The organism is Limnobaculum xujianqingii, from assembly GCF_013394855.1.
GTDB lineage: Bacteria > Pseudomonadota > Gammaproteobacteria > Enterobacterales > Enterobacteriaceae > Limnobaculum > Limnobaculum xujianqingii.
The window spans coordinates 310,587-323,738 of record NZ_JABMLK010000001.1 but is presented as its reverse complement, the minus strand read 5'-3'; the positions used below and the strand labels follow the sequence as shown (position 1 = coordinate 323,738).

Annotated in this window: 9 protein-coding genes and 1 pseudogene; 3 read left to right on the top strand and 7 right to left on the bottom strand. The window is 44.2% G+C overall.

Features of this window, described 5'->3' with window-relative positions:
* Nucleotides 1-41: 41 nt before the first annotated feature.
* From wzzE to trxA, 4 genes are all read right to left on the bottom strand, one after another.
* The gene (gene wzzE / locus GOL65_RS01095) at nt 42-1,082 is read right to left on the bottom strand and encodes an ECA polysaccharide chain length modulation protein (RefSeq protein WP_140921354.1); all 1,041 of its coding nucleotides are present in this window, start codon (nt 1,080-1,082) and stop codon (nt 42-44) included.
* 21 nt (nt 1,083-1,103) lie between these two features.
* Nucleotides 1,104-2,201 (bottom strand): UDP-N-acetylglucosamine--undecaprenyl-phosphate N-acetylglucosaminephosphotransferase, encoded by a 1,098-nt coding sequence (gene wecA, locus GOL65_RS01090; RefSeq protein WP_140921355.1) that lies wholly within the window; start codon nt 2,199-2,201, stop codon nt 1,104-1,106.
* Between the two features lie 72 nt (nt 2,202-2,273).
* Nucleotides 2,274-3,533, bottom strand: a complete 1,260-nt coding sequence (gene rho / locus GOL65_RS01085) for a transcription termination factor Rho (protein WP_047782390.1) — start codon at nt 3,531-3,533, stop codon at nt 2,274-2,276.
* 491 nt (nt 3,534-4,024) lie between these two features.
* On the bottom strand, nt 4,025-4,351 hold the full coding sequence (trxA, locus tag GOL65_RS01080) for a thioredoxin TrxA (RefSeq protein ID WP_140921356.1): 327 nt from the start codon (nt 4,349-4,351) through the stop codon (nt 4,025-4,027).
* A gap of 145 nt (nt 4,352-4,496) precedes the next feature.
* Between trxA and rhlB the strand changes: the two genes are divergently transcribed.
* Together rhlB and gppA are read left to right on the top strand one after the other, a co-directional pair.
* Entirely contained in the window at nt 4,497-5,780 is a 1,284-nt protein-coding gene (gene rhlB / locus GOL65_RS01075; protein WP_140921357.1) for an ATP-dependent RNA helicase RhlB, read from the top strand.
* A gap of 37 nt (nt 5,781-5,817) precedes the next feature.
* A pseudogene (gppA, locus tag GOL65_RS01070) lies at nt 5,818-7,316 on the top strand (guanosine-5'-triphosphate,3'-diphosphate diphosphatase).
* Nucleotides 7,317-7,360: 44 nt separating this feature from the next.
* Here gppA and dctP read toward each other — a convergent pair.
* The 3 genes from dctP to ilvC all read right to left on the bottom strand — a co-directional run bounded on the left by dctP (nt 7,361) and on the right by ilvC (nt 12,103).
* Nucleotides 7,361-8,341 carry a TRAP transporter substrate-binding protein DctP gene (gene dctP / locus GOL65_RS01065; RefSeq protein WP_228723023.1) on the bottom strand — a complete coding sequence of 327 codons (981 nt, stop codon included), beginning with the start codon at nt 8,339-8,341 and terminating at the stop codon, nt 7,361-7,363.
* Between the two features lie 121 nt (nt 8,342-8,462).
* Nucleotides 8,463-10,487 carry a DNA helicase Rep gene (gene rep, locus GOL65_RS01060; protein WP_140921360.1) on the bottom strand — a complete coding sequence of 675 codons (2,025 nt, stop codon included), beginning with the start codon at nt 10,485-10,487 and terminating at the stop codon, nt 8,463-8,465.
* Nucleotides 10,488-10,624: 137 nt separating this feature from the next.
* Nucleotides 10,625-12,103 carry a ketol-acid reductoisomerase gene (gene ilvC, locus GOL65_RS01055; RefSeq protein WP_140921361.1) on the bottom strand — a complete coding sequence of 493 codons (1,479 nt, stop codon included), beginning with the start codon at nt 12,101-12,103 and terminating at the stop codon, nt 10,625-10,627.
* A 163-nt stretch (nt 12,104-12,266) separates the two neighbouring features.
* Between ilvC and ilvY the strand changes: the two genes are divergently transcribed.
* On the top strand, nt 12,267-13,148 hold the full coding sequence (ilvY, locus tag GOL65_RS01050) for an HTH-type transcriptional activator IlvY (RefSeq protein ID WP_140921362.1): 882 nt from the start codon (nt 12,267-12,269) through the stop codon (nt 13,146-13,148).
* The last annotated feature ends 4 nt before the right edge of the window (nt 13,149-13,152 follow it).

Below are 13,152 nucleotides of genomic sequence, written 5' to 3'. Positions count from 1 at the left end.
GGCAGTTATGCCATTAAGGTGCCCTAAAGCACCTATCCTTATCATATTTCTTTTTTACGTCTGCGAGTCAGAGCAACCCCGGCACCAACAAGTGCGCCCACCCCACCCCACATAATCAGCAGGAACAAACGGCGAGGTTTATCTCGGGTAATTGGATCTTCAGGCGTACGCAAATAACGATATGCTTTAAACTGATTATCCAGTTTTGCCCCATCATTCAGAGAAGAAAGTACAGCGCGATCGTGGTCATAATCATTTTCAAAATCAGGACCATTTGCCTGTAATGCCTCGTATCGAGCCTGAAGCATCGGCTTACCTAATAAGAACAATTCAGAGTTAGGTAATTGATCGGCTGGAACATCTGTTTGGGAACGGGTTATTCCCTGTTGTTGAGCAATGGTTAGCGCCTGCTGCAAACGTTTTAATTCCCGCTGGTATACTGCATTCGCCATTTTTTCCTGGCGCTGAACCTGACGAGCCAGAGATGTTTGGCGCACTGACCAGGTACCTTGTAATTCTGCATTTAAGCTTGCTACTGCGCGTTGATTAGCAAAATTAATATACTGGCGCAACAGTTGGTTTGCATCACTTGGTGTTTCTGCCGTCAATTTAACGCTATCGTTCATGCCTTTTTTATCGTCTTTAGGCATAAAAACAATATTGTTAATCAACTCATCCAGCACTACCGCATCTGCACGCACATCACCAGATTGACGTTGCTTGTAGTAGTCAGACTGTAGCCAAAAATCACGGCGGGCATCATAGGAAGAGAGCTGCATGATAAATTCGCTGTAAACATCTTCCGTAATCGGTGTTTCTGCCACTGCAGCATTATTACTACTGGTTCGAATGAGCCCGCGTAAAAACTGCTCTTGCGAATAATAACCGCCGAGCATGCTGACGGTCGGTTTATCAGTAATTGCAGTTGTGCTCCACTCCTGTTTGACTACATAAGAGTAGCCTAAAGCAATAGCTGCAAAAATAATGGCAATGCCAACAATCCATATTTTGCCGTACCATAATGAATAACACAGACTACGAATATCTAATTCATTATCAACTGACTGGATCTCTGATTTCATGTCTAAGACAAAAGCCTCTGGTTAAGAAATTCGCTGATTTTCATGATTTCGCCGCATACGACGCTTTGTGCGCTTAATAAAACGAGCTACACGCCAGGCATGCTTTATACAAAAGCCATACAATACAAATACAAGCAAGAACAGTGCCAACATCATCCATTCAGAGATAAAAAAGATATGTTCTCCAACAACACCGATTGCTGCCAATAGTGCTGCCGCCAACGTAATCAACACAAACGCCTGACGGGAAGTGAAACCAGCACGCATAATAAGATGATGAATGTGCTGTCTATCGGCAGCAAATGGGCTCATGCCTTTACGTAACCGACGGTACATAATGGCAATCATATCAATCAAAGGTATTGCGATAACCCACAATGCAGTCACTGGGTTCATTGGATGACCAACACCTTGAGTACTCTGCAATAAAATCCAGATAACGGTGAAACCGATTAGTGTACTACCCGCATCACCCATAAACACTTTGTAGCGTTTACCAAACGCACCCAAGTTTAGCAATAAGTAAGGAATAATCGCGACAATAATAGCAAAGCACCAATAGCCTAAAAATGCCTGGCCATCAATGACTAATAGAACACCTAAAGCACCAAAAGTGACACATCCTAGTCCACCCAGCAGGCCATCAATACCATCAACCATATTGAAAGCATTGATTGCAGCCCACACAGCAAACAGAGTAACCACATAACCAACCGGGCCAAGCACCAGTTCCCACGGGCCTAAAATATATCCAAGACTATGAAGATACAGACCGGCAAAAACCATCATTGCAATCGCTACCAGCGCTTGTACTGTTGCTCTAAACTTAACGCTAATATCAAAACGGTCATCAACAGCACCAACTAAAACTAAAATTCCAGCACAAATAAGATAAATGCCGGGTTGCTCAATCTCATTCCAGTTAAGAAAGAGATACAAGCAAATCCCGGCATAAACAGAAATACCACCAACTAATGGGATAACCCCCTGGTGGCGTTTCCGATAATTTGGTTTATCTACTAAGCCAATAAACTTGGCTATTTTGCGAGCAATAAATAGAAAAGCCAGAGAGAACAAAAAGACGATAACAAGATCGCCACTCATACTGAGTAAATTCACGATTAACGGCTCTCGATAAAGTTTATGAGTATCAGAATATTACTCTAATACTCATAACTATTTAACTGAATATTATGAACGCTTCATCATATCAAAGAATTCATCATTAGTTTTCGTCATCGCTAACTTATTGATGAGGAATTCCATTGCATCAATCTCTCCCATAGGATGGATGATTCTGCGCAGGATCCACATTTTTTGTAATTCTTCTGATGTTGTCAGTAATTCTTCTTTACGAGTACCAGAACGGTTGTAATCAATAGCCGGGAACACACGCTTTTCTGCAATCTTGCGCGATAAGTGTAATTCCATATTGCCTGTACCTTTAAACTCTTCGTAGATGACTTCATCCATTTTAGAGCCAGTATCCACCAGTGCCGTAGCAATAATGGTCAGGCTACCGCCTTCCTCTACATTACGTGCCGCACCAAAGAAACGTTTTGGACGATGCAGAGCATTCGCATCCACACCACCAGTCAATACTTTACCTGAAGCCGGGACAACCGTGTTATATGCACGCGCTAAACGGGTAATAGAATCGAGCAGAATAATAACGTCTTTTTTATGTTCAACCAGACGCTTAGCCTTTTCGATCACCATTTCAGCAACCTGAACATGGCGGGAAGCTGGTTCATCAAAGGTTGAAGCCACAACTTCACCTTTTACCAGACGTTGCATCTCAGTAACTTCTTCCGGACGTTCGTCAATCAGTAAAACCATCAGCACACAGTCAGGATGGTTATAAGCAATGCTCTGTGCGATGTTTTGCAGCAGCATTGTCTTACCCGCTTTTGGTGGCGCAACAATCAGACCACGCTGACCACGACCAATTGGTGAAGCGAGATCCAGAACACGAGCGGTTAAATCTTCGGTAGAACCATTACCACGCTCCATCCGCAGACGAGAGTTAGCATGTAATGGAGTTAAGTTTTCAAACAGAATCTTATTGCGGGCGTTTTCTGGCTTATCGTAGTTAACTTCATTAACTTTCAGTAATGCAAAATAACGTTCACCTTCTTTCGGTGGACGAATTTTTCCTGAAATGGTGTCACCAGTACGTAAGTTAAAACGACGGATTTGACTAGGGGAAACATAGATATCATCTGGACCTGCGAGGTAGGAGCTGTCTGCTGAACGGAGGAAACCAAATCCATCCTGCAATATTTCCAGCACGCCATCGCCAAAAATATCTTCTCCACTTTTCGCATGCTGTTTCAGAATCGAAAAGATAATATCTTGTTTGCGCATACGGGCCAGGTTTTCCAGTCCCATATTTTCGCCGAGAGTAATCAACTCAGAGACCGGCGTATTTTTTAGTTCGGTAAGATTCATAATGGTGGGTTCTTTAACTCGGGGTCTGTCTCGAAAAGTCTTCGTGAATAGCTGGCGGTATACGCCGCGCCTGTATTATTAGAATATCCGTTCATTATTTTATATCAGAAAAGTAGTATGACGATGCCTGACCACATATCAGAAACTCAGAAATAATGCCCGGATATACATTCTAAACCTGTTTTAAAATCATAGCATTCACAGTCTATGCTCATGATTGAACTGCTCTAAGAACTTTAAGCTACGATTTTAAAACGAGTACGTATTACGTATATAGATAAGATTGCATGAAGCGTGATTAAAGGTAGCATGCTTTATTACCAGAGTCTACGGCTCAGCCAATAAATTAGCACCTACAGACAGCTTTTCCAGTAAAAAATCGCTTTGATATCACTATTTTTATTTTATCTGATAACCAGAGCGTCTTGTTTACCCATAAAAATAATGGATAAACAAGAACACATGTGCAGTAAAAATTAATTTAATATCAATTAAATACTGGCATCCAAAAACTCTTTTAATTGAGATTTTGACAGTGCGCCAACTTTAGTTGCAGCAACAGCACCATCTTTAAACAGCAGCAGGGTCGGAATGCCACGAATACCATACTGAGGTGCAGTCGCCGGGTTTTGATCAATATTCAATTTAGCAACCGTTAGTTTACCTTCGTACTCAGCCGCCACTTCATCCAGAATCGGGGCAATCATTTTGCATGGACCACACCACTCAGCCCAAAAATCCACCAGTACAGGACCATCAGCTTTCAATACATCATTTTCAAAGCTGTTATCGGTTAAGTGAATAATTTTTTCGCTCATGTTTGACTCCACAGGATTAGATATGTTTCATTGGTGTTATATTAACCAAAGAAACGTTGAATATATGTTGACTTTATTTCAACGGATACGCATTCGTAAAGCAATACTTTCGTGAATACAAGGTTAGCTGATATTCTACACCACTATGAGCAAAACACACTTAACAGAACAGAAGTTTGCCGACTTCGCACTACACCCTTCGGTAATCAAGGCCCTTGAAAACAAAGGCTTTCATTACTGTACGCCAATACAAGCACTGGCGCTTCCTTATACGGTTGCAGGGCATGATGTTGCAGGACAGGCACAAACGGGTACTGGAAAAACACTGGCTTTTCTGGCATCTACCTTTAATTATTTACTTACCCATGAGGCTGATAGCAATCGCAAAATCAATCAACCTCGTGCACTAATCATGGCTCCGACCCGTGAACTTGCGGTCCAAATTCATAATGATGCTGAAGCACTGGCTCAGGAAACTGGCCTGAAAATTGGACTAGCCTACGGTGGTGATGGCTATGAGAAACAGTTAAAAGTACTGGAAGCTGGCGTTGATATTCTGATTGGTACTACCGGTCGCCTTATGGATTACGTCAAGCAAAACTATATTGATTTAGGTGCTATCCAGGTTGTTGTTCTGGATGAAGCCGATCGCATGTTTGATTTGGGCTTTATCAAAGATATTCGCTGGATTTTCCGCCGTATGCCACCAGCGACTCAACGCTTAAGCATGCTATTCTCCGCAACGCTTTCTTTCCGCGTTCGTGAACTGGCATTTGAACATATGAATAATCCTCAATATGTTGAAGTTGAGCCTACACAAAAAACCGGCCACCGAATTCAGGAAGAACTGTTTTATCCGTCTAACGAAGATAAGATGCGTTTACTTCAAACGCTTCTGGAAGAAGAGTGGCCTGAACGCTGCATTATTTTTGCTAATACCAAACATGCTTGTGAAGAAATATGGGGATATCTGGCCGCTGACGGACATCGGGTTGGTTTATTAACCGGTGATGTGGCGCAGAAAAAACGCTTACATATTCTGGATGATTTCACCAAAGGCAATCTTGATATTCTGGTAGCAACGGATGTTGCGGCTCGTGGTTTACATATTCCGGAAGTTACCCACGTATTTAACTATGATCTTCCGGATGATTGTGAAGACTATGTACATCGCATTGGTCGTACTGGTCGAGCGGGAGCCAGTGGGCATTCCATCACTCTGGCCTGTGAGCAATACGCATTAAATCTGCCAGCTATTGAGCAATATATTGGCCACTCAATTCCCGTTAGCCGTTATAGCTCCGAAGCATTACTGACCGATCTCCCTGCACCAAAACGCCTTTCACGTCCGCGTAATACCGGAAATCCAAGACGTAGTAGCGGACCTCGTCGGAATGGGCCTCCGCGTAACAGAAAGCGCCCGGGTTAATATTGATACAGCCAGTACGGGTAACTGATAAAGCTTTATGAACATACAGACAGATGAATTGCCTCTTTATGCCGCCATCGATCTTGGTTCGAATAGCTTTCATATGCTGGTTATCCGGGAAATTGCTGGCCGTATCCAGATTATTGACCGCATCAAGCGAAAAGTCCGGTTAGCTGCCGGGCTTGACGATGAAAATCGTTTATCTGAAGAGGCGATGCAACGTGGCTGGCAATGCTTACGCCTGTTCGCCGAACGCTTGTATAATATTCCGCCATCTCATGTATGTATTGTTGCCACCGCAGCATTACGGGCAGCCAAAAACTCCAACACATTTATTACCACAGCCGAAATAATTTTAGGCTATCCGGTTAAGATCATTAGCGGTGAAGAAGAAGCCAGATTAATTTATCAGGGCGTAGCCCATACCACTGGGGGAGCGCAATCCCGACTGGTGGTCGATATTGGTGGAGGCAGCACTGAGCTCATTACCGGAACCGCAGATAATATTTCTCAATTAGTCAGTTTGCCAATGGGCTGTGTGACCTGGCTGGAGCACTATTTCAACGACCGGACGTTAAGCACCAATAATTTTCACCAGGCAGAACTTGCCGCTCATCATCTCCTGCTTCCCATTGCTGATAAGCTAAAATATCAGGGTTGGGATATTTGTGTCGGTGCATCAGGCACGGTGCAAGCACTACAGGAAATCATGGTAGCTCAAGGTATGGATGAGCAAATTACGCTGGATAAGTTACAGCAATTAAAAGAACGCGCGATTCAATGCGGCAAACTGGAAGAACTGGAGATCCCAGGTCTGACTTTAGAAAGAGCACTGGTTTTCCCCAGCGGGCTTTCTATCCTGATCGCTATTTTTGAAACCTTGGGTGTGAACATATGAATTTGGCCGGTGGTGCGCTGCGTGAAGGCCTGATATACAGCATGTTGAATCAACCGGTAGAAAAAGATATCCGTCAAAACACCATTCAGGCTATTCAAGAACAGTATGCTATCGACCAGCAACAAGCTGACAGAGTTAGCCAGTTAATTCGTTATTTTTGCAGCCAGCTAAAAGATAGCTGGGACATTAACGATAACATGACAGAGCTGCTTCATTGGGCCGGTCAGGTCCATGAAATTGGATTAAGCATCGACTTCAAACAGTCACCTCAGCATGCTGCTTACTTGCTGAATCATACTGAAATGCCTGGCTTTACTCCTGCACAAAGAAAATTACTGGCGGCTTTACTAATAAACCAAACCGATATCATTAACTTGCCTGTACTGGCTGAACAGAACGCTTTATCATTACAGCAAGCGCAAAGACTGGTGCGTTTATTGCGTATTGCCATTCTATTGTGTCGCTCACGGCATTCTGATCGTATTCCGGATATCTCTCTTATCCCTCAGGGAGAGCAACTTAATCTGGAAATCAATCAAGAATGGCTTTCATTATATCCCTTACAGGCCGAAGCATTACAACAAGAGAGCCGCTGGCAAACTTATAGCCATCTTCCGCTAATTATCACTCCAATGTGAAATCTATATTTTCTTCTTTGCCAGTTATGTAGAGGAACCAGCCTCTATTTTGTACTGTCATTCATAATGGAACGGACTTTCTCCAAAACAGATCCTGCATTTTTTATACTTTTACCTTCCTGTTCTCTTACCCAGGAGGCCTGTACATCCTGATAGCGAGAAGCTGCTTCCCACTGCCACACTTCCTTCGATGCCAGAATCCGAATTTTTACACCCTTCTTCTGCATCTCCGCGACCATGCCATTAAAACTATTATCCATCACTGAGCCTAAGGTCTTGTATGCGCTCTCAGCTGCCCGCTGAATGGCTTCCCGATCCTCTTTTGCCAGTCTATTCCACGTGTTCTCATTTATCACCAAAAGATAAACGTGTCCCAGCCATAAGTCTCTGGAAACCACTACATTAGGTGCCGCTTCATGGGCATTTATATCATATCCACTGTCCATGTTAACCATCAGCCCATTCAGGGAACCATCCTTCAGGGCCTTGTAAACGCCCTCTCCCCAAGGCATTGTCACAGGAATAGCTCCTGCGTTTCGTAAAAAATCCTGATGCCAGAAGCTGGCGGAGCGCCACTTACCTCCGTTGATATCATCTAAAGTATTTAGCGGCTCAGAACTGAGAAAAGCAACAGGAAACCCTGTTGCAAAAAATAGATTAATCACTTTCTCTTTCTGCAACTCTGCTGGAAAATCAGGAATATCGGAATATACCTGGCGGAAGAAAGCAATCTGCTTATCTCCGGCAGGGCCAATGGGAAAGCTTTTAAATATCTGGTGCAAAGGCAAAGCATGAGATACATATTCCGGCACAACAATCCCCATATCCGCAGAGTGTCCTTCCCCAATAACGCCTAATGCCTTATAACCCGTGGCAATTTCGCCTCCCCAATGAGCTTCAATTTTCAGGCGACCATTTGACTCTCTCTCAATTGCAGGAAAGAAAACATCATTGATAAAGCGAGTTCGCATCCCACCCAGTGGTTCATGGTCGGTATAGGTAAGGATTTGGGCTGCTAATGCCATGGAGGGTATCAGTGAAGTGATGAATATCATTACCAGAAACTTTCTGATCAAATATATAAACAACATAACGTCCCTTCGCCTCACTCCAAAATAAAAATAATAAAAACAGTTAGTTAAAAAACTAATCTTGCGATCGTGCTTTTGCCAGCTGTTCACGAATATTAGCCAGATGTCCTTTGCCTTTTTCCATTCGCTCTTCTGCAGATACAACCTTACGGGCACTTTCCCAGTGCAAATCATCCTGAGGCAGCTCCAGTAAGAATCGGCTTGGCTCCGGGCGAACCAACTCACCAAACTGACGGCGCTCACGGCATAGAGTAAATGTCAGCTCTCTCTGAGCCCTGGTAATACCTACATACGCCAGGCGGCGCTCTTCATCAACATTATCCTCATCAATACTACTTTGATGAGGAAGCAGCCCTTCTTCCATTCCCACTAAGTAAACATAAGGAAACTCAAGACCTTTCGATGCATGTAACGTCATCAGCTGAACCTGATCGAAATCTTCCTCATTTTCACCACGCTCCATCATATCGCGTAGTGTAAAACGGGTGACCACTTGGGTCAGCGTCATTGGTTCATCCAGATCGGAACCTTCCAGCATCTCGGTCATCCAACCAAACAGCTGATTAACGTTTTTCATGCGCATCTCAGCCGCTTTCACACTGGGAGATGTCTCATACAGCCAACTTTCATAATCCATACCGTGGATCAGATCTCTGACGGCAGCAACAGGTTCTTTCTCCGAGGTTTCAGCAACAGAAGATAGCCAGCGGGTAAAACGCTGTAGCGACTCAAGTCCACGTCCGGTGAGATACTGCTCCAGCCCAACGTCAAAGCTGGCACGGTATAAGCTAACGCTTCGTTGATTGGCCCATGTCCCCAACTTTTCCAACGTTGCCGGACCAATTTCGCGACGGGGTGTATTTACAATACGTAAAAATGCGCTGTCATCATCCGGATTGGTCAACACACGTAAATAGGCCATCAGATCTTTAATTTCTGGTCGGGAAAAGAAGGAAGTTCCACCAGAAATCCGATACGGGATACGGTTTTGCATCAGCATTTTTTCGAAAATTCGTGACTGATGGTTCCCCCGGTACAAAATAGCGTAATCTTTATAATCAGTTTTATTAATAAAGTGATGAGCAATCAGTTCACCTACGACCCGCTCGGCTTCATTGTCTTCATTATTAGCCGTCACTACTTTCAGCTCTTCACCATATCCCAGCTCTGAAAACAGTCGTTTCTCAAATACGTGCGGGTTGTTGGCAATCAGGATATTAGCTGCTTTAAGTATCCGTCCCGATGAACGGTAATTTTGCTCCAGCTTAATGACCTGCAAAGCAGGAAAATCCTGACTTAATAACACTAAGTTCTGCGGGCGAGCACCCCGCCATGAGTAGATTGACTGATCGTCATCCCCCACCACGGTAAAACGAGCCCGGTTACCCACTAACAGCTTAACCAGTTCATATTGGCTGGTATTCGTATCCTGATATTCATCCACCAGCAGGTAACGCAGGCGATTTTGCCAACGCTCTCTGACTTCCTCATTTCGCTGTAACAGCAAAGTGGGTAATAAAATCAGATCGTCGAAATCAAGGATACTGCAGGATTTAAGCTGTTTATCATAGAGGTCGTAACAGTGAGCAAACAGCTTATCACGCTCAGATTTTGCCGCTGCTGCCGCTCCGGATGGACCAATCAAATCGTTCTTCCAGTTAGATATGGCTGATATCAAATGTGAAACTAAAACTTTGTCGTTCTCCAGCCACTTCTCCGTCAACTCTTTCAATAACGCCATCTGATCCTGATCGTCAAACAGCGAAAAATTGGACTTCATATTCAACGCGACATGTTCACGCTTGATAATTTCCAATCCAAGAGTATGGAACGTAGAAATGACAATTCCTCTGGCCTCTTTGCGCCCCAACGTTTGTGCCAAACGTTCTTTCATCTCTCTGGCGGCTTTATTGGTAAACGTTACCGCTGCAATATGCCGGGCCTGATAGCCACACTCACGAATCAAATAGGCAATTTTATTAATAATCACCCGAGTTTTACCCGAACCAGCACCAGCCAGCACTAAACAAGGGCCGGTAACAAATTCAACTGCCTGCTGTTGGCGGGGGTTCATGCGCATAACGAAGTTACTTACTCAGAAAACAAAGAGGAAAGGATTATAACAAAAATAGCTCTGGTCAACAGAAATGGCGAAAGAAGAAAACAGCAATAAAAAAACCGGGCATTTGCCCGGTCTTAAAAAGATCAATAAAACAATTAACTGGCAACAGCAATACGTTTCATATCCGTCATATAACCGCGCAATTTCTTACCAATCACTTCGATAGGATGATTACGGATAGCTTCATTAACATCACGCAGCTGAGCATTATCAATTTCTGCTGCAGCAACTGACTTACCTAAGTCGCCAGCCTGTAATGAACTCATAAATTTCTCACGCAGTAAAGGTACCGCAGCATTAGAGAACAAATAGTTACCATATTCAGCTGTGTCAGAAATAACCACATTCATTTCATATAAACGCTTACGGGCAATGGTGTTAGCAATTAGCGGTAACTCATGCAGAGACTCATAATAAGCAGACTCTTCGATAATGCCGGAAACCACCATGGTTTCAAACGCCAGTTCAACCCCGGCTTTAACCATCGCAATCATTAATACACCGTGATCGAAATACTCCTGCTCGCTGATTTTACCTTCCTGCTGCGGTGCATTTTCGAAATCGGTACGGCCTGTCTCTTCGCGCCAGCCCAATAATTTAGCGTCATTATTTGCCCAGTCAGCCATCATACCTTCAGAGAAAGCACCAGAAATAATGTCATCCATATGCTTTTGGAACAGCGGAGCCATCAGTGCTTTTAACTGTTCAGACAGTGCGAAAGCACGCAGTTTAGCCGGATTAGATAAGCGATCCATCATCAACGTGATGCCGCCCTGCTTCAGAGCTTCAGTCGTGGTTTCCCAACCGTACTGCACTAATTTTTCAGCATAAGCCGGACTGGCACCATCAGCCACCAGCTTGTCAAAACACAGAATTGAACCTGCCTGCAACATACCGCACAGAATAGTTTGCTCACCCATCAGGTCAGATTTAACTTCAGCAACAAAGGAAGATTGCAGAACACCAGCACGGTGACCACCAGTCGCTGCTGCCCATGCTTTAGCAATCGCCATGCCTTCACCTTTTGGATCGTTTTCCGGGTGAACAGCAATCAGCGTTGGTACACCAAAACCGCGCTTATACTCTTCGCGAACTTCCGTTCCCGGGCACTTCGGCGCTACCATCACAACGGTGATATCCGGACGAATAGTTTCGCCAACTTCAACAATATTGAAACCGTGAGAATAACCTAACGCTGCACCTTTTTTCATCATCGGCTGAACAGCCTGAACCACAGCTGAGTGTTGCTTGTCCGGTGTCAGGTTAACCACTAAATCTGCCTGAGGGATCAGTTCTTCATAGGTACCGACTTTAAAACCGTTCTCTGTCGCTTTACGCCATGATGCACGCTTTTCATCAATTGCTTCTTTACGTAGTGCATAAGCGATATCCAGACCAGAATCACGCATGTTCAGGCCCTGGTTAAGACCCTGAGCACCACATCCGACAATAACGATTTTTTTGCCCTTTAGAAAACCGGATTCATCAGCAAACTCATCGCGCCCCATAAAACGGCACTGACCTAACTGGGCCAACTGCTGGCGTAAGTTTAATGTATTAAAATAGTTAGCCATTATTATTCTCCATTCCTGGTTGTTATGTTGCGCTTTGTTGTGTTGGTACTCATTAACAGCAGTACACCTGAAATTCATAATAAGACAAGATCTGCATTGCTTAAATTGATATATTAAGAAGATGATATTGCAATTTCTGCAATACTAAATTTGGTGCCTTAATGTGGATCTTCGTGATTTAAAATTATTTCTTCATTTAGCTGACAGCCAGCACTTTGGTAAAACGGCGAAAGCAACCTATGTCAGCCCTTCCACCCTGTCCAGACAGATACAGAGAATGGAAGAAGAACTTGGGCAAATGCTATTTCTGCGAGATAACCGCACGGTGCAACTCACCCATGCAGGCCAGCAGCTTAAAATCTTTGCTCAACAAACGTTATTGCACTATCAACAATTAAAAAATGCCCTGACGCAGGAGGGAGAATCCCTCAGTGGCGAATTGCGTATCTTCTGTTCGGTAACCGCAGCTTACAGCCATCTGCCAGCCATACTTGACCAATTTCGCGCCCTGCACCCTAATGTAGAAATAAAATTGACCACCGGTGATGCCGCAGATGCGGTTGATAAAATTCAGTCTAACGATGCGGATCTGGCCATTGCCGGTCACCCGGAAACGCTACCGTCTACCATTGATTTTCGCAAAATCGGTGAGGTTCCACTGGTGTTAATTACACCGGCACTGCCTTGCCCGGTACACACTCAAATGCTCGAACATAAGCCTGACTGGGCGAATATTCCTTTTATTTTGCCGGAGCATGGTCCAACACGCAGACGTATCGACCAGTGGTTCCGTCGCTACCATATCAGCAATCCGCAAATTTACGCTACCGTTGCCGGTCATGAAGCCATTGTTTCTATGGTTGCTCTTGGCTGCGGTATCGCACTAATTCCCAGCGTAGTACTGGATAACAGCCCTGAAACTATCCGCAGTCGAATTTCTGTGGCGGACCACGTAACCCTGACATCCGCCTTTGATTTAGGTGTGTGTGTACAGAAAAAGCGGCTTAATGAGCCTCTGATTCATGCCTTCTGGCAGTTGATATGATTTT

What these genes read in the sequence shown, in the direction of transcription:
- dctP (WP_228723023.1), bottom strand. Translation starts at nt 8,341, where the DNA reads ATGGCATTAGCAGCCCAAATCCTTACCTATACCGACCATGAACCACTG.
- trxA (WP_140921356.1), bottom strand. Translation starts at nt 4,351, where the DNA reads ATGAGCGAAAAAATTATTCACTTAACCGATAACAGCTTTGAAAATGAT.
- rhlB (WP_140921357.1), top strand. Translation starts at nt 4,497, where the DNA reads ATGAGCAAAACACACTTAACAGAACAGAAGTTTGCCGACTTCGCACTA.
- wzzE (WP_140921354.1), bottom strand. Translation starts at nt 1,082, where the DNA reads ATGAAATCAGAGATCCAGTCAGTTGATAATGAATTAGATATTCGTAGT.
- rep (WP_140921360.1), bottom strand. Translation starts at nt 10,487, where the DNA reads ATGCGCATGAACCCCCGCCAACAGCAGGCAGTTGAATTTGTTACCGGC.
- rho (WP_047782390.1), bottom strand. Translation starts at nt 3,533, where the DNA reads ATGAATCTTACCGAACTAAAAAATACGCCGGTCTCTGAGTTGATTACT.
- ilvC (WP_140921361.1), bottom strand. Translation starts at nt 12,103, where the DNA reads ATGGCTAACTATTTTAATACATTAAACTTACGCCAGCAGTTGGCCCAG.